The organism is Streptomyces sp. NBC_01520 (assembly GCF_045040375.1).
In the GTDB taxonomy this organism is placed as follows: domain Bacteria; phylum Actinomycetota; class Actinomycetes; order Streptomycetales; family Streptomycetaceae; genus Streptomyces.
In genome coordinates this window covers 2914247-2931756 of sequence record NZ_CP109404.1, presented here as the reverse complement: position 1 = coordinate 2931756, position 17510 = coordinate 2914247, and the positions used below count along the sequence as shown (strand labels likewise).

At 71.2% G+C, this 17510-nt stretch carries 13 protein-coding genes and 1 tRNA gene; 9 read left to right on the top strand and 5 right to left on the bottom strand.

All coding sequences use genetic code 11. The features are described 5' to 3' along the window. Positions 1-55 precede the first annotated feature (55 nt). The 8 genes from OG524_RS13210 (at position 56) to OG524_RS13175 (ending at position 11032) form a co-directional block, all read left to right on the top strand. A complete protein-coding gene (locus tag OG524_RS13210) occupies positions 56-775 on the top strand; it encodes a response regulator transcription factor (protein WP_405810315.1) in 720 nt (239 codons plus the stop codon). Next, positions 772-2259 (top strand): ATP-binding protein, encoded by a 1488-nt coding sequence (locus OG524_RS13205; RefSeq protein ID WP_405390642.1) that lies wholly within the window; start codon positions 772-774, stop codon positions 2257-2259. The genes OG524_RS13210 and OG524_RS13205 overlap by 4 nt, the downstream gene beginning before the upstream one ends. Before the next feature lie 132 nt (positions 2260-2391). Next, positions 2392-3864 (top strand): cellulose binding domain-containing protein, encoded by a 1473-nt coding sequence (locus OG524_RS13200; RefSeq protein ID WP_405810313.1) that lies wholly within the window; start codon positions 2392-2394, stop codon positions 3862-3864. 874 nt (positions 3865-4738) lie between these two features. Then, positions 4739-6061 carry an ABC transporter substrate-binding protein gene (locus OG524_RS13195; protein WP_405390645.1) on the top strand — a complete coding sequence of 441 codons (1323 nt, stop codon included), beginning with the start codon at positions 4739-4741 and terminating at the stop codon, positions 6059-6061. A gap of 167 nt (positions 6062-6228) precedes the next feature. Then, a complete protein-coding gene (locus tag OG524_RS13190; protein ID WP_405390646.1) occupies positions 6229-7227 on the top strand; it encodes a carbohydrate ABC transporter permease in 999 nt (332 codons plus the stop codon). Positions 7228-7242: 15 nt separating this feature from the next. Continuing rightward, on the top strand, positions 7243-8166 hold the full coding sequence (locus OG524_RS13185; protein ID WP_405390648.1) for a carbohydrate ABC transporter permease: 924 nt from the start codon (positions 7243-7245) through the stop codon (positions 8164-8166). Between the two features lie 144 nt (positions 8167-8310). Beyond that, the gene (locus tag OG524_RS13180) at positions 8311-9774 is read left to right on the top strand and encodes a GH1 family beta-glucosidase (RefSeq protein ID WP_405390649.1); all 1464 of its coding nucleotides are present in this window, start codon (positions 8311-8313) and stop codon (positions 9772-9774) included. A 214-nt stretch (positions 9775-9988) separates the two neighbouring features. Then, entirely contained in the window at positions 9989-11032 is a 1044-nt protein-coding gene (locus OG524_RS13175) for a LacI family DNA-binding transcriptional regulator (protein ID WP_405390650.1), read from the top strand. Between the two features lie 35 nt (positions 11033-11067). Here OG524_RS13175 and serS read toward each other — a convergent pair whose 3' ends face one another. The 3 genes from serS to OG524_RS13160 all read right to left on the bottom strand — a co-directional run bounded on the left by serS (position 11068) and on the right by OG524_RS13160 (position 13966). Further along, complete coding sequence (gene serS, locus OG524_RS13170) at positions 11068-12354, bottom strand: serine--tRNA ligase (RefSeq protein ID WP_405390651.1); 1287 nt, start codon at positions 12352-12354, stop codon at positions 11068-11070. A gap of 33 nt (positions 12355-12387) precedes the next feature. Further along, positions 12388-12475 (bottom strand) — tRNA-Glu (locus OG524_RS13165). Between the two features lie 87 nt (positions 12476-12562). Next, positions 12563-13966, bottom strand: a complete 1404-nt coding sequence (locus OG524_RS13160) for a cation:proton antiporter (RefSeq protein ID WP_405390653.1) — start codon at positions 13964-13966, stop codon at positions 12563-12565. 113 nt (positions 13967-14079) lie between these two features. Here OG524_RS13160 and OG524_RS13155 point away from each other — a divergent pair, with 113 nt between their 5' ends. After that, complete coding sequence (locus OG524_RS13155) at positions 14080-14829, top strand: SDR family NAD(P)-dependent oxidoreductase (RefSeq protein ID WP_405390654.1); 750 nt, start codon at positions 14080-14082, stop codon at positions 14827-14829. Between the two features lie 44 nt (positions 14830-14873). Here the strand turns inward: OG524_RS13155 and OG524_RS13150 are convergent, their stop codons facing one another. Continuing rightward, positions 14874-16295 (bottom strand): adenylosuccinate lyase family protein, encoded by a 1422-nt coding sequence (locus tag OG524_RS13150; protein WP_405810309.1) that lies wholly within the window; start codon positions 16293-16295, stop codon positions 14874-14876. A gap of 43 nt (positions 16296-16338) precedes the next feature. Continuing rightward, positions 16339-17502 carry a Glu/Leu/Phe/Val dehydrogenase dimerization domain-containing protein gene (locus tag OG524_RS13145; protein WP_405810307.1) on the bottom strand — a complete coding sequence of 388 codons (1164 nt, stop codon included), beginning with the start codon at positions 17500-17502 and terminating at the stop codon, positions 16339-16341. Between the last annotated feature and the right edge of the window lie 8 nt (positions 17503-17510).

Below are 17510 nucleotides of genomic sequence, written 5' to 3'. Positions count from 1 at the left end.
CCCGTTGCCGTCCCGGAGGGGACCGGGCTCCTCCGTATGGGCTACGGTGCCGCCCATGCCAAGTGTGCTCGTGGTCGAGGACGACCAGTTCGTACGTTCCGCCCTCATCCGGCACCTGACCGAGGCCTCCCACACGGTGCGGAGTGTAGGTACCGCGCTCGAAGCGCTGCGCGAAGTGGCGCACTTCCGCTTCGACGTCGTCATACTCGACCTCGGGCTGCCCGACCTCGACGGTGCAGAGGCCCTGAAGATGCTGCGGTCCATCACCGACGTACCCGTGATCATCGCGACCGCGCGCGACGACGAGGCCGAGATAGTCAGGCTGCTCAACGACGGCGCCGACGACTACCTGACCAAGCCCTTCTCGGTGGAGCACCTCTCCGCCCGCATGGCCGCCGTCCTGCGCCGCACGGGCGCCGGCGCCCAGGCACCGCCCCCGCGCGTCATCCAGGTCGGCGGGCTCTCCATCGACCCGCTGCGCCGCCAGGCCGAACTCGACGGCACGGCACTGGACCTGACCCGACGGGAATTCGACCTCCTCGCCTTCCTCGCCGGACGCCCCGGAGTCGTCGTCGCGCGCCGGGAACTGCTGGCCGAGGTCTGGCAGCAGTCCTACGGCGACGACCAGACCATCGACGTCCACCTCTCCTGGCTGCGCCGCAAACTGGGCGAGACCGCGGCCCGGCCGCGCTACCTGCACACCCTGCGCGGCGTCGGCGTGAAGCTCGAACCCCCGGAGCCCGCCCCCCGGGCGGCGCCGGAGCCGCCCGCATGAGATGGGCCCTGGTCAAGGTCTGCCTGGCCGTCACCGCCATGGTCGTGATCGCGTTCGCCGTGCCCCTCGGGCTCGTCATCAAGGAAATGGCCCGCGACCGCGCCTTCTCCGACGCCGAGCGGCAGGCCGCCACCATCGGCCCGACCCTCACCATCACCACCGACCGCGAGGAGCTGACCCGCGCGGTCCTCTCCACCGACCCGGGCGGCAGGGGACGGCTCGCCGTGCACGTCCCCGCCGCGGGCGAGCCGGACAGCCGGCGCCTGGAGATCGGCACCCGGCGCGCCACCCGCCAGGACCTGGAGACCGTACGGGAGTCGGGGCGCGCCTCCATCGCCGAGGTCGAGGGCGGTCACGCGCTGCTCCAGCCGACCGCCCTGGGCTCCGGGGACATCGCCGTCGTCGAGGTGTTCGTGCCGGAGGCCGAGGTCTCCAACGGCGTCGACACCGCCTGGCTGGTGCTGGCGGGTGTCGGCATCGCGCTGATCGTGGGCTCGGTGGCGGTCGCCGACCGGCTCGGCGTACGGATGGTGGAGCCCGCCCAACGCCTCGCCGGCGCCGCCCAGGACCTGGGGGAGGGGCGGCTGGGGACCAGGGTCCCGGAGGAGGGGCCGACCGAACTCCGGTCCGCGGCCGTCGCGTTCAACTCCATGGCCGACCAGGTCGTCCAACTGCTCGCCAACGAGCGCGAACTGGCCGCCGACCTCTCGCACCGGCTGCGCACCCCGCTGACCGTGCTCCGCCTCAACGCCGCCTCCCTGGGCGAGGGTCCCGCCGCCGATCAGACCCGGGCGGCGGTCGAGCAGCTGGAGCGCGAGGTCGACACGATCATCCGCACCGCCCGTGAGCAGCGGCCCCAGACCCAGGGCCTGCAGACGGGCGCGGGCGCCGGCTGCGACGCCTCCGAGGTGATCCGCGAACGCATGGGCTTCTGGTCCGCCCTGGCCGAGGACGAGGGGCGTACGGTCCGGCTCGCGGGAGTGGACCGTACGGTACGGATCCCGGTCGCCAGACCTGAACTGGCCGCCGCGCTCGACGCGTTGCTCGGCAACGTCTTCCGGCACACCCCGGAAGGCACCGCCTTCTCCGTCGACGTGCACCACAGCGGTGACGCGGTGCTCGTCCTGGTCTCGGACGCCGGACCCGGCATCCCCGACCCGAAGGCCGCCCTGGCACGGGGGGCCAGCGGACGGAGCGCCGGCGGCACCGTGGGCTCGACCGGACTCGGCCTGGACATCGTCCGCCGCGTCGCCGAATCCACCGGCGGCGACCTGCGGATCGGACGCTCGGTCCTCGGCGGTACGGAGGTACGCATCTGGATCGGGCTCGACGGCGGCCCGTCCGAGCGGGCGCGCCGGGGGCACCGGGTGGGGAAGCGGGGCGGGAAGCGGTTCGGCCGTCGCGTCGCCAGGGGAGCGGCGACGCGGAGTGACGGTCCGGAACACAGGGTCCAGGGAACCCCCGGTGCCGGCCCGAACCTTTAACCGGCACCGATGCACTCCTTAAGCCAGCCCTAAGAACACCGGCCCAGGTCCCAAGAGCGCCTTTTGCCCGGTTCGGGGCGGCTAGCGTGCAGACGCAACCACCACCCCCCGTACGACAGAGGCAGGAACGCGATGGGCACCAGCACGCACCGCCGCACGGCGAGCACCCGCACCAAGGCGGTCGGCGCCGTCGTCGCCGCAGCGGTCATCGGCGGCACGGTCTTCGCACTCACCGGCACGGCGCAGGCGGCGGCGGTCGGTGCCACGTACACCAGGACCAGTGGCTGGACCGGCGGCTACACCGGGCAGTACGTCGTCACCAACGAGACGGACAAGGTCCGGTCGGGCTGGACGCTCGAATTCGACCTCCCCGCCGGTACGAAGATCGACTCGCTCTGGAACGGTGAGCACACCGTCAGTGGTGACCACGTCACCGTGAAGCCCGCGAGCTGGAACAAGGACCTGGCCCCCGGGGCGTCCGTGACGGTCGGCTTCGTCACCGCCTCGTCCGGCACCGCCGGTGACCCGGCGGGCTGCCTCATCGACGACGCGACGTGCTCCGCCGGCACAGGGGCGACCCCGGAGCCCAGCGGGCGGCCCACGGGGAGCCCGACGGCCACGGCGGAACCCACCCCCACGGAGTCCGAGACGGCCGAACCGACGCCGGAGCCCTCGGAGACGTCCGGCGGCGGTGACGGCGGCGGCACGGCCACCGGTGCCGGATTCGCCCCGTACATCGACACCTCCCTCTACCCTGCGTACGACCTGCTGGACACCGCCGGTGCGACGGGCGTCAAGGAGTTCAACCTCGCGTTCATCACCTCGGGCGGCAGCTGCACCCCGCTGTGGGGCGGGGTGACCGGACTCGGCGACGACAAGGTGGCCGCCCAGATCGGCGCGCTGCGGGCCCGGGGCGGCGACGTCCGGGTCTCCTTCGGCGGTGCGGCGGGCGCGGAGCTGGCCCTGCACTGCTCCACCCCCGCGGAGCTCGCCACGGCGTACGGCAAGGTCATCGACACGTACGGGCTCACCAAGGTCGACTTCGACATCGAGGGCGGCGCACTGCCCGACACGGCGGCCAACTCACGCCGCTCGCAGGCCATCGCCCAGCTCCAGAAGTCCCACTCCGGCCTGGACGTCTCCTTCACCCTGCCGGTGATGCCCGAGGGGCTGACCCAGCCGGGCGTCGACCTGATAGCAGACGCGAAGAAGAACGGTGTCACGGTCGACGCGGTCAACATCATGGCCATGGACTACGGGGCCTCGTACAGCGGCGACATGGGTGACTATGCGACCCGGGCGGCCACCGCCACGCAGGCCCAGATCAAGGGCGTGCTGGGGCTCTCCGATGCGGCGGCCTGGGAAGCGGTGGCGGTCACCCCGATGATCGGCGTGAACGATGTCGTCACCGAGATCTTCACGGTCGAGGACGCCACGCAGCTGGTGAAGTTCGCTCAAGAGAAGGGTATCGGCCGGCTCGCGATGTGGTCCGGCACGCGAGACAAGGAGTGCGCGGGCGGCACGAAGCCGGCCGCCGACGCGACCTGCAGCTCGATCCTCCAGGAGCCGCTGGCCTTCACCAAGGCGTTCGGCGCCTTCAAGTAGCCCCGCACCCACCCCGGACCGGCCACCCCCGCCCCCCGTACGACTCGGACCACCTGACCTGCGGCACTCTCCCCGCACCTCTCGGACCCCCCTGCACCTCTCGGAACCCCCCCCGCACCTCTCGGACCGCCACAGCCGCACCTCTCGGCCACCCGCACCTCTCCGACCGCCACAGCCGCACCTCTCGGACCACCCCCCCCGCACCTCTCGGACCGCCACCCCCCGCGCGCATCCCGGCCGGCCCCACACCCCCCACACCCGGCCGGGGTGCGCCCCCTTTTCTCCTGCAGGCGCTTCGCTTCCGCCCCCGCCCCGCTCCGGCACGCAAACCCGCCCAAGCGGAACCTCCCCACCGTGAACCGGAGTTCGGGGAAAGAACGCGGAACCGCCCCCGGACCCCCCTGAGCACCCCCACGGCTCCGTGCCCCGTTCATTTTCCGGCGGGCGCTTTCCGGGTGGCGGCGGCGTCGGGCGCCCGTCCGAACCCCTCGCCGAAATTCCCCCCGCAGTCGGCCCGAATCGCGCGCGGAAGGCGGACCCCGCGCTCAACACCCCTGTGACCAGGGGGAATTCCAGGGTCGGCGATTCCCGCATGCAGGGCACCGGGGTTAACGCAAGCCCTCGGTCGGACACGTTCGCGTGACTTGCAGGACACACTCAGGCAACGGAAGCGTCTTCAACTCTTGACACCCACCCCCTTGAGGCAGCAATGTTCCGGCATCAGCGCATGGGAGCGCTCCCATATCGAACGAGGTTTTTCGCTCGTACGGGGACGACACAGCCCATGTCCTCTCCGTACCACTGGCACCGCACCACCAGCGCGTATGCCGAGCAGATTGAACGCCAGTCCCACCCTGGAACAAGGAGTAGTGGAATGCGCATCACCCGCACCGTCGCAGGTCGAAGCCGCAGAACCGCCGTCATGGCCACCACGGGCCTCACGGCCGCCGCCCTGCTGCTGACCGGCTGCAGCGATTCCGGTTCGGAGTCCGACGAGGCCGACGCGAACGGGAACATCACCCTGACCGTCGCCGACTTCGGACAGTTCGGCTACAAGGAGGCGGGGCTCTTCGAGAAGTACCACGAGCTCCACCCGAACATCACGGTCAAGGAAAACGTCACGGCCGACGAGAAGGTCTACTACCCCAAGTTCCTCCAGCAGCTCAACACGGGCAGCGGGCTGGCCGACGTACAGGGCATCGAGGTCGGCCGCGTCAAGGAGCTCGTCGACACCAAGGCGGACGCGTTCGCCGACCTCTCCAAGGTGATCGACACCAACGCGTGGGTGAACTGGAAGGCGCTGCAGGCGAGCACCGACGAGGGCAAGGTCATCGGCGCGGGCACCGACATCGGCCCGATGTCGATCTGTTACCGCCGTGACCTGTTCGAGCAGGCCGGTCTGCCGGCCGACCGCACCGAGGTCGCCGCGAAGCTCTCCGGCGGCTGGGAGGACTACCTCGCGCTCGGTGAGGAGTACAAGAAGAAGGCGCCCAAGGACACCTTCTTCATGGACTCCGCCAGCGCCATGTACAACGGCGTGGTCAGCTCCGACTCGGAGCAGTACTACTCCAAGGACGGCGAGCCGATCTACAAGGAGAGCGCCGGTGTGCAGGCGGGCTGGAAGCTCGCCGCCGAGGCGGTCGACAAGAAGCTGACCCAGGGCCTGGCCCAGTTCAGCCCGCCGTGGCAGGCGGCCCTGCGCAAGGGCAGCATCGCCACGGTCGCCTGCCCCGCATGGATGGCCGCGCAGATCTCCACGTACGCCGGTGACGAGTTCAAGGGCAAGTGGGACATCGCCCTCACCCCGGGCAAGACCGCGGCGAACTGGGGCGGTTCGTTCCTCTCCGTGCCCGCGAAGGGCAAGCACGTCAAGGAGGCCGGTGAGCTCGTCAAGTGGCTGACCGCGCCCGAGCAGCAGGCCGCCGTCTTCAAGACCGCCGGTCTCTTCCCGTCGAACAAGGGAGCCTACGAGCTCGCCGACGTGAAGACCGCCAAGCTGGAGTACTTCAACAACGCCCCGATCGGTGAGCTCTACGCCGAGGAGGCACAGCTCATCCCCGCGGCCGTGCTCGGCCCGAAGGACGGCGTCATCAAGGACACCATCTCCACCCAGATCAACAACATGGAGCAGCGCGGCACCAAGCCGGACGACGCCTGGAAGGCCGCCACCGAGGCCATCGACAAGGTGATCGGCTGACCCTCGCCGGTGCGGGCGGCCGGGACGACTTCCAGTCCCGGCCCGCCCGCACCGGTGCCGGTTCCCCTACCGGCACCGCGCACCTTCTCCGACACCTCCGCCGGACCTGACCAGAGGTCCGGCCTGCCCCTGCGGTGTCGGCACACCCCAGGGAAGGACTCCCGCCTGTGGCAACCTCGACCCCCACCCGGGCCGCACACGGATCGCGGCCCGGCCGTCGCGCTCCGAAGCCCATGACTCCCGGACGCCAGGCCTGGCGCAGCCGGCTGTGGCGATTCGACGACAAGGCGTCCCCGTACGCCTACATCGCGCCCTTCTTCCTCGTCTTCGGAGCCTTCGGGCTCTACCCGCTCATCTACACAGGCTGGATCGCGCTCCACCGCGTGGAGATGACCGGCCTCGACCAGATGGAATGGGTCGGCTGGGAGAACTTCAGCAACATCCTCCAGGACTCCGAGTTCTGGACCGCGGTCACCAACACCTTCGTCATCGGTGTCATCTCGACCGTCCCGCAGCTGATGATCGCGCTGGGCCTCGCCCACCTGCTGAACTACAAACTGCGGGCCAGCACCTTCTGGCGCACCGTGATCCTCACGCCCTACGCCACCTCGGTGGCCTCCGCGGCCCTCGTCTTCGCCCTGGTGTTCCGGGCCGACGGCGGTCTGCTGAACTGGGTCCTCGGCTTCTTCGGCGTGGGTGAGACGAACTGGGCCAACGGGCACTGGACGTCCAACATCGCCATCGCCGTCATCGTGATCTGGCGCTGGACGGGCTACAACACCCTGATCTACCTGGCCGCGATGCAGGCGGTCCCGTCCGATCTCTACGAGGCCGCCTCGCTCGACGGAGCCTCGCGCTGGCAGCAGTTCCGCAACGTGACGATTCCCGCGCTGCGGCCGACGATCCTCTTCACGATCGTCATCTCGACCATCGGATCCATGCAGCTGTTCGGTGAGCCCCTGCTGCTGGAGGGTGGTCAGATCGGAGCCCAGGGCGGCACCGAGCACCAGTACGAGACCCTCAGCATCTACCTCTACAACTACGGCTGGAACCTCGGACACCTCGGTCCGGCCGCCGCGGTCGCCTGGGCCATGCTCGTCCTGCTGCTGCTCATTGCCGCGATCAACTGGCTCATCGGGCGCTTCATGCGCAAGACCGCGGCCTGACGGGGAGCTATATCCATGACCACCACCAGTACCGTCACCGCTCCGGACCGCCGCCGCGTCTCCAAGGCCCCGGGCCGTAACGAGTCTCCGCGCCGCCTCCGCTTCAAGCCCGGAGCCGGCCGCCAGCACCACGCGGGTCCCTTCGCCTACTTCGCACTCACAGTCGTCGGCCTCGGCTCGCTGTTCCCGCTGTACTGGACGCTCGTCGCCGCGTCCCGTACCCAGGACGAGGTGCTGGACACCACTCCGCCGCTCATCCCCGGCGGGAACCTGTTCAACAACCTCGAGGCGGCCTGGGAGCAGGCCAACCTGGGCAAGGCCATCGTCAACACGGTGATCGTGTCCTCCAGCATCACCCTGGCGACCCTGTTCTTCTGCACCCTGGCCGGGTACGCCTTCGCCAAGATGCGCTTCAAGGGCCGCGGCGCGCTGATGACCATGGTCATCGCCACGCTGACGATCCCGCCGCAGCTCAGCGTCGTCCCGCTGTTCATGATGATGTCGGACATCGGCTGGAGCGGTCAGCTGGAGTCGGTGATCTTCCCGACCCTGGTGAGCGCGTTCGGCGTGTTCTTCATGCGCCAGTACCTGATCGAGGCACTGCCGTACGAGCTCATCGAAGCGGGCCGGGTGGACGGGGCGAACAACCTGCGCATCGTGTGGAGCATCGTGCTCCCGGTGGCCCGCCCGGCCATGATGGTGCTCGGCATGCTCACCTTCGTGCAGTCCTGGAACGACTTCTTCTGGCCGTACCTCGCGCTGAACCAGCAGAACCCCACGCTCCAGGTGGCCCTCGGCCAGCTGAGCGCCTCCTACGTGCCCGACCAGAGCATCGTCATGGCGGGTGCGCTGATCAGCACACTGCCGCTGCTCGTCGTCTTCGTGATCTTCGGTAAGCAGATCGTCGGCGGCATCATGTCCGGTGCGGTCAAGGGCTGAGCCGGGCCCCCGTTCCGTCCGCCGTTCCACCCCCGGTCCGACCCCGTCCGTCCCGTACGGCCTGTACCTGACCACAGGCCGTACGGGTCCCGGGGTCCCCGCACTTCCCTGTCCTTGTTCGTCCATTCTTGGGAGCGCTCCCGCATGACTGCAGTACGACCCGACATCACCCCGAAGCAGGCGCCCGAGGCAACGAACTTCCCCACGGGCTTCCTCTGGGGCGCGGCCACCGCCTCCTACCAGGTGGAGGGCGCCGCCGCCGAGGACGGCCGCACGCCGTCCATCTGGGACACCTTCAGCCGCACCCCCGGCAAGGTCCGCAACGGCGACACCGGTGACATCGCCGCCGACCACTACCACCGCTACCGCGACGACGTCGCGATGATGAAGCAGCTCGGCCTCAAGGCCTACCGCTTCTCCGTCTCCTGGTCCCGGGTCCAGCCCACCGGACGCGGCCCCGCCGTCGAGCGCGGCCTGGACTTCTACCGCAAGCTCGTCGACGAGCTCCTCGACGCCGGCATCATGCCCGTCGCCACCCTCTACCACTGGGACCTGCCCCAGGAGCTCGAGGACGCGGGCGGCTGGCCCGAGCGCGCGACCGCCGAGCGCTTCGCCGACTACGCCGCCATCGTCTCCGGCGCCCTCGGTGACCGCGTCGGCATGTGGACCACCCTCAACGAGCCGTGGTGCTCGGCCTTCCTCGGTTACGGATCCGGTGTGCACGCCCCCGGCCGCACCGAGCCCGCAGCGGCGCTGCAGGCGGCCCATCACCTCAACCTCGCCCATGGACGGGCGATCGAGGTTCTGCGCGCCCAACTCCCCGCTGCTGCGCAGACCTCGGTCACCCTCAATCTCCACCAGGTCCGCCCGTTGACCGACAGCGCGGGCGACGTGGACGCCGCCCGCCGGATCGACGCCGTCGGCAACCGTGTCTTCACCGGTCCGATGCTGCGCGGCGAGTACCCCGAGGACCTGATCGCCGACACCTCGCACCTGGTGGACTGGTCCAAGCTGGTCAAGGACGGCGACCTCACCACCATCTCGCGCCCGTTCGACGCCCTCGGCGTCAACTACTACACCCCGACGCTGGTCTCCACACCGGTGGAGGGGGAGGGCTACGCGCGCAGCGACGCCCACGGCGCCAGCGACCACTCCCCGTGGCCCGGTTCGGAGCACGTCGCCTTCCACCTCGCCGAGGGGAAGGAGCGCACCGCGATGGACTGGTCGATCGACCCCGAAGGGCTCTACGCCCTCCTCATGGACACCCACCGGGACCACCCCGGTCTCCCGCTGATGGTCACCGAGAACGGCGCGGCCTTCGACGACTACGTCTCGCCCGAGGGCAAGGTCGAGGACCCCGAGCGGATCTCCTACCTGCACGGGCACCTCGACGCCGTACAGCGCGCGATCGCCGACGGCGCGGACGTCCGCGGCTACTTCCTGTGGTCCCTGATGGACAACTTCGAGTGGGCGTACGGCTACTCGAAGCGATTCGGCGCCGTGTACGTCGACTACGCGTCCCAGCGCCGCATCCCCAAGGCGAGCGCCCACTGGTACTCCGACGTGATCCGCCGCCACGCCCTGCCCCAGGGCGACGGCACCGTCTGACCTGGACGGATCGCGGGGTCCGGCCGTCGGCCGGGCCCCGCTTCCCTGTGCCCGCCTTACCTGTTCGTCACAGTGACCCCGTAGGCTTGGGAGCGCTCCCAAGAGATGGCGCTACGAAGGGACCGGTCGGTCCTGACAAGTGTCAGGGATCGTACGGAGGGACTTGGTTTGCCTCGTCCCGCTGTGAGAAATTGACCGCGAACGGGAGGCAGCCATGGCGGCAGCGCGAGTACGGAGTGGCGGGCGGCCCACGCTCGAAGAAGTGGCGGCACGGGCCGGAGTGGGACGTGGCACGGCCTCACGCGTCATCAACGGCTCGCCGCGGGTCAGCGCACAGACCCGGGAGGCCGTCGAGGCGGCCGTCGCGGAGCTGGGATACGTACCCAACCGGGCGGCCCGCGCGCTCGCCGGGAACCGGACGGACGCCATCGCGCTCGTCGTCCCCGAGTCCGAGACACGGTTCTTCGCCGAGCCGTACTTCTCCGACATCGTGCGCGGGGTCGGGGCCGCCCTCGCGGACACCGAGATGCAGCTGCTGCTCACCCTCGCGGGCAACGACCGCGAGCGCCGCCGGCTGGCCCAGTACCTGACCGCGCACCGCGTCGACGGTGTCCTGCTCGTCTCCGTGCACGCGGACGACCCGCTGCCCGACCTGCTGGAGCAGCTCGGCATGCCCTCGGTGATCAGCGGCCGCAGGCACGCGACGGAGACACTGCCCTCGGTCGACTCCGACAACTTCGAGGGCGCCCGCGCCGCGGTCGACCACTTCATATCGCGGGGCCGCCGCTCCATCGCCACGATCACCGGACGCCTCGACGTGTACGGCGCGCAGCGCCGCCTCGACGGCTACCGCAAAGCCATCGCCGCCGCCGGGCTCGACCCGGACGAACGGCTCATCGCCCCCGCCGACTTCAGCGAGGAGGGCGGTGCCCGCGCCATGCGCGAGCTCCTGGTCCGCCGCCCCGACGTGGACGCGGTCTTCGCCGCATCCGACGTGATGGCCGCCGGCGCCCGCCAGGTCCTGCGCGAGTCCGGCCGCCGGATCCCGGACGACGTGGCCCTGATCGGCTTCGACGACTCCGCGGTGGCCCGTCACATGGACCCCCCGCTGACGAGCGTCCGCCAGCCGATCGAGGAGATGGGCCGCACGATGGCCCGGGTCCTGCTCCAGGAGATCGCGAACCGCTCGGAGGACCGGGCGGTGAAACGCCCGAGGATCGTGCTGCCCACCGAGCTGGTGGTGCGCGAGTCGTCCTGAGGACGGGCGATCCGGCGGCCCGCTCCGGGGACCGGTCAGGCGGGGACCGGAGTGCCGTCGGGTGCGATCGCGGTGAAGCCGGTGTACGGGACCAGTGCGGGCGGCACGGTGAGCGAGCCGTCCTCGCCCTGGTGCTGCTCCAGCAGGGCGACCAGGGTGCGGCCCAGCGGGAGGCCCGAGCCGTTGAGGGTGACCAGCGGTTCCTTGGCCGCGCCCGTGCGGACCGAGATCCGGGACCGGCGCGCCTGGAACGTGCCGCAGTCGGAGACGGAGGAGATCTCCCGGTACGCCTGCTGGCCCGGCAGCCACACCTCCAGGTCGAAGGTGCGGCGGGCCGAGAAGCCCAGGTCGCCCGCGCGCAGCTCCACCACGCGGTAGTGCAGTCCCAGGCGGCGCAGGCACTCCTCGGCATGGCCGAGGATCAGGTCCAGCTGGGTCTCGGCGTCGTCCGGGTGGCAGAGCCGGACCAGTTCGACCTTGGAGAACTGGTGCAGCCGGATCAGGCCCCGGGTGTCCCTGCCGTAGGAACCGGCCTCCGAGCGGTAGCACGTGGTGTGCGCGGTCAGGCCCATCGGCAGCTCGGCCGACGGCAGGGTCTCCTCGCGGAACAGGTTGACCAGCGGCACCTCGGCGGTCGGGATCAGGAAGAGCTCGCGCTCACCGACCGACGTCCGGAAGAGGTCCTCCTCGAACTTGGGGAGCTGCCCGGTGCCCGTCATCGTCTCCCGGGTCACCAGGTGCGGCAGGCTGTACTCGCGGTAGCCGTGCTCGCGGGTGTGCAGGTCCAGGAGGAACGCGGCCAGCGCGCGTTCCAGCGCGGCCCCCGCCCCGCGCAGCACCGCGAAGCGCGCCCCGGAGAGCTTGCCGGCCCGGTCCGGGTCGAAGAGGCCCTGGGAACGGGCGAGTTCGACGTGGTCGCGGGGGGTGAAGGAGAATTCGGGGACGCTGCCCCAGCGCCGTACCTCATGGGGTTCGTCCTGCGGGCCGCCGTCCGGCACCCGGTCGAGCGGGAGGTTCGGGACGGTGAGCAGATGCGTGTGCAGGGCCGTCTCGTGCTCCAGCCGCGCCCGGTCCGCCTCGCGCACCTCCGCCTTGCCCGCGCGTGCCTCCTGGGCGAGGCGCGGGCGGTCCGCCGCGGGGGCGTCCTGGATGGACCGGGTCAGCCGGTTCATCCGGGCCCGCAGCTCGTCGGCGCGGGTGATGCCGCGCACCCGTTCCTGGACCAGCTTCTCCAGCAGGGGTACGTCGAGTGCGTACCCCCGGCGCCCGAGCCGGCGCACGGATTCCTCGGCCGTGCCGATCAACGCGTTCGCGTCGTGCATGAGTGACACCTCACAAATTCGGCACCGCCACGGCGGAGAGGGCAGGATTCGAACCTGCGGAGGCCGTGAAGCCTTTCCATATGAAATACGGAACTCGTTGGGCCGCTACGAGAACCTCTCCCGGAAGCAATTTCCGCTTTCTTCCTGCTCCCGAAGACAACTATGACAGAGCCCGCTGCCACCGCGCTGACAGCGGGCTGACGAACCGTCAAGTCGCCTTGGGGTGCACCCCGGTGGGCACCGCGGGTGCCGTAGGCGGGGCGTCCGGGACGGGCGCCTGGGGCAGCAGCCTGCGCAGCAGCGGCCCGGTCATGGCGGTGGTGACCAGGGCCATGAAGACGAACATGGAGAACAGCTCGCCGTTCAGCACACCCAGTTGGACACCCACGCTCAGCACGATAAGTTCGGTCAGTCCCCGGCAATTCATCATCGCGCCGATCGCGAGCGACTCCCGTCTCGTGAACTCACCCGTGGCGGCGGCCGCCACGGTCGCACTCGCGACCTTCCCGAGAACGGCCACGGCGATGATCAGCAGGCACACCAGCCAGGTGCCGGCCCCGCTCAGGCTCCCCAGGTCGGTGCGGAGCCCCACCGTGACGAAGAACAGCGGCAGCAGGAACCACACGGTGACGCCCTGGATCCGGTGGGTCAGGTCCTCGATCACCCGGGAGCCGCGCGGCATGATCGCCCCCGCCATGAACGGCCCGAAGATCGCGTGCAGTCCCATCCGGTCGGTGGCGAACGCGCTCATCAGCACGAGGAAGACCAGCCCGGCGCAGAGCGCGTCCCTGGACAGCTCACCGGCGTCGGCCCGGGCCACCGCCTTGGCCACCAAGGGCTGCACCACCCCCAGCATGAGGACGGCGAAGAGGGTGACGTAGACGATGGAGAGCGCCGCCGCCGTCAGCGAGGTGCCGCGCACCGTCGAGATCACCGCGGCCAGCAGCACCCAGGCGGTCACGTCGCTGATCCCGGCGGACGTCATGCCCGTCGCCCCCAGCCGGGTGCCGAGGAGTCCCTGTTCGGCCAGGATCCGGGCCAGCACGGGGAACGCGGTGATCGACACGGCCAGCCCGATGAACAGCACGTACGCCGTCCGGCTGGAGTGCACCGGCGGATACCGGTCGATCAGCCACAGCCCCATGGCCGTGCCCATCGCGAAGGGCACCGCGATGGACGCGTGCCCGATGAGGATCCCGACACGTCCGCTGGTGCGCAGCGATCCCGAAGGCAGCTCCGCCCCGACCAGGAACATGAAGAAGACGACGCCGAACTGCGCCAGGGTGTCCAGGTGCGGCAGGACCGTGTCCGGGAAGAGCCACTCCTGCGGCCCCCGGGCCAGCGCGCCCAGCACCGACGGGCCGAGCGCGATACCGGCCGCCAGCTCACCGACCACCGCCGGCTGCCCGACCCGGCGCGCCAGCCAGCCGCCCAGCGCCGCCACCGCGACGACGGCCGCGGCGGCCAGCAGCAGCCGGTAGGCGGCCTCGGCCGACGAACCGGCCTGTGGAGCGGTGCCGCCCGAGCCGTCCGTGAGCCGGACCAGCAGCCAGGCGGCGACCGCACCGGGCACGATCACCGCGAGCGCGTACACACTGAAATATCTCTTCATACTCGAGCGCCTCTCAGGGAGTTGGCCGTAGATTGCGAGAACAGCTGTGCGCGGTCGCGGAGTCGGCCACGACCGCACGAGGCCCGCTCCGGAGCGGGCGGGGGAGGTTCGACGTGGGCACACTCGCGGTTGTCTCCGGTGGCGCCACCGGTATCGGGCGGGCGGTGGCGGAGCGCCTCGGAGCGGCGGGAGCGGACCTGGTGCTGATCGGCCGGCGCGCCGACCGGCTGCGGGAGGCCGCGGACGCGCTGGACAAGTCCTTCGGACGTGGGCGGACCCAGGTCGTGGTGGCCGACCTGAGCGTGCCCGAGGACGTGGAGCGGGCCGCCCGCGAGATCACCGCGCCGGGACGGCCCGTGGACGTGCTGGTCAACAACGCGGGCGGGAACCTCGCCGCGGCCCCGGCCGCCGACCTGGACGGCGTACGCCGGGACTGGACGGCCAACTTCACCGGCAACGTGCTCCCGGTGGTGCTGCTGACCCAGGCGCTGCTGCCCGCGCTGCGGCGGCCCGGCGGCCGGATCGTCACCGTCGGGTCGATCGCCGCGCTGCGGGGCTCGGGCTCCTACGGCGCGGCCAAGGCGGCCCTGCACCCGTGGTCCTGGGAGTTGGCCCTGCGCCTGGCGCCGGAGGGAATCACCTCGAACATCGTGGCGCCCGGCTACATCCAGGACACCGAGTTCTACGGCGACCGGATGTCCCCGGACTTCCACGCCGGACGTGCCGCGCAGGCCCCGATGGGCCGGGGCGGCACCGTCGACGAGGTCGCCGCGACCGTGGCCCACCTGGCCGGACCGGACGCCGGATACCTCACCGGGCAGATCGTCCAGATCAACGGCGCCGCCATGGCCGGGCGCGGCTGACACGACGGAGCCGCGCGCCCGGCGGGCCCGCGGCTCCGCCCGGCTCACACGGTGTCCATGACGGCCAGTCGTTTACGGGCGTCGGCCACCGCGCGCAGGGTCAGCACCGCGGAGGACCCCATGTAGCCGGATGCGTCGAAGATCTCGTCCAGCTCCGCGGAGGTCAGCATCCCGGCCGCACGCGTGTGCTCCTCCAGGACCTCCCGGACCGGCCGGCACTGCGTCTGCGCCTGCTGCGTGATGTCGTAGACCAGCTCGTGCGCCCGCTGCTTGCCCATCTGGCGGCCCAGCGACAGCATGAGCCGCTCCGACATGACCCGGTCGGCGGCGACCTCGGTGTTGTCCCGCAGCCGGTCCACGTGCACCTGGAGGCCGGTGGCACTCTCCAGCATCATGTCGCAGGCGGCCAGGCAGTAGTGCGACACATCGGGTACGCAGGACCACTCGATCCGCAGGGCGCGGGCGTCCCGCTCGTGGTCGCCGATCAGCGCGGCGAAGGAGGCGCTCGCCTGCGCGCCCGTCAGCCGGGCCATCACGACGACCTGTTCGAGGCGCTCGGGGTTGCGCTTGTGCGGCATGGTGCTGCTGCCGACCTTGCCGGGCCGCCACGCCTCGGACAGCTCCCCGAACTCGGGGCGCACCAGCGTGCGCACCTCGTCCGCGATCCGGCCGAGCGTGCCGGTGACCATCGCCAGGGTGCTGACGAACTCGGTGGGCCGGTCACGGGCCGCGTGCCAGCCGATCGTCGGGGTGTCCAGGCCGAGGCGGCGGGCGAACCGCTCCAGCAGGTCGGGGCCCTGGTCGCCGAAGCCCGCCATGGTGCCCGCGCCGCCGAACAGCTGCGCCACCAGCGCGCGTTCGCGCAGCTGCTCGACGCGCTCGTAGTGGCGCAACAGCTCGTCCGTCCAGCCGGCCACCTTCAGGCCGAAGCTCATCGGGAGGGCGGGCTGCGCGTGGGTGCGGCCCAGGGCCAGGGTCTCGGCGTGCCGCTCCGCCAGCGTGGCGAAGGTCGCGACGAGCGAGGTCAGCCGGGCCTGGAGCACGTCCAGCACATCGCGGATCTCCAGGCTCTGCCCGGTGTCCTGGATGTCCTGGGTGGTGGCCCCGTAGTGGATGTACTGCCCGGCGTCCGGGCCGCAGGCCTCCTCGAAGACGCGCAGCAGCCCGACCAGCGAGTGGCCCGAGCGCTCGATCTCCCGCTGCACGTCGTCGAGGTCGATGTGCTCCAGGCGGGCGGTGGCCGCGATGGTGTCCGCCATGTCCTGCGGGATCATGCCGATCTCGGCCTGCGCCAGCGCGAGCGCGGCCTCGATGTCGAGCCACCGCTGCTTGCGGCAGACGTCGCAGAAGATGCGGCGGCTGTCCGGCGAGGCGTAGCGGTTTCCGTAGAAGCGGGAGTCGGTGATGTGGCCGCGTTCGTGCCGACACGGCTCGGTCGCGGAATCCAGGTGGGTGTGGGTGGTCATGGCATCCCCTCAGGACGGGCGTCAGAGGCTGGAACGGGGTGGTTCAGAGGTCGCTCGGCTTGAGATACGGGCAGGTGCCGTACGGCGGGGCCGAGGCGTCGATCCGGGTGCGCTCCGCCAGGCGCAGTGCGGCCGAGCGCGGGCTCTCGGCGTGCCGGCGGGCCACCGTGAACAGCTCGTCCACCAGTTGGCGGGTCAGATGTGCGGACCGGGACAGCACCTGGGCGGCGCTCGGCACCGTACGGGCACCGAACAGCGCCTCCATGGACGCCGAACCGCCGATCCCGCCGATGAAGTCCGGTACGACGAGGACCCCCCGGGCGTGCAGGGCGTCCTCCGTCGCGTCGGTCAGCCCGTGGTTGGCGCCGACCGCGACAGCCGGGCAGCCGAGCTTCCCGGCCTGCTCCGCGTCGACGGCGTCGGCACCGGCGGCCAGCACCAGGACGTCGGCGGACACCCCGAACAGTGACGCGTTCCCCGGCAGGGTGCGCCCGGGGGCCAGCTCCGGGACGGGCGTGCCCGGGGCGCTGCGCAGCAGCCGCTCCAGGTCGAGGCCGGCCGGGTCCGCCGCACAGCCGTACTCGTCGGAGACCGCCGTGACCCGTACGCCCTCCTCCAGGAAGGTGCAGGCGGCTGCCCTGCCCAGGGTGCCGAAGCCCTGGAGGGCGACCGAGAGGTTCCCGGAGCCGCCGGCCGCCCGGGCGGCGCCGATCGCCGCGTGCGCCAGGACGTGGCCCGCCCGCCGGCCGCTCAGTGTGAGCAGCCCGGCCTGTTCGTCCAGGCTCGCCATGCGGGCGAAGAAGTCGTGGTCACTGAGGCGTTGGGCGGTCTTCACCGCGTACTTGACCGAGGGGATCCCCTGGCCGGCGGCGAGCCGCTGGAGGTCGTCCCACCGGGTCCCCATGTCCGAGCCCATGCTGAACCGTTGGTGCAGTTCGTCGTGCAGGAAGGCCAGGAAGCCGCTCATCGCCTCCTCGGCGTCGGCGGCCCTCGGGTCGTGGTCGACGCCGCACTTGGCGCCGTCGACGTTGAGGCCCAGCACCCGCTGCTTGAGCGTCATCCTCCCGGCCAGTCCGGCCAGTTCGGCCGCCCCCAGGCCCGGCCGCATCCGGCAGCCGCCGGCTGCCAGCGGGGCGGTGTCACCGTCGTACGCCAGCCAGCCCCGCACCCGGCCGGCGGGGTCCTCGTAGGAGAGGATCTGTGCCATGTCTGCCT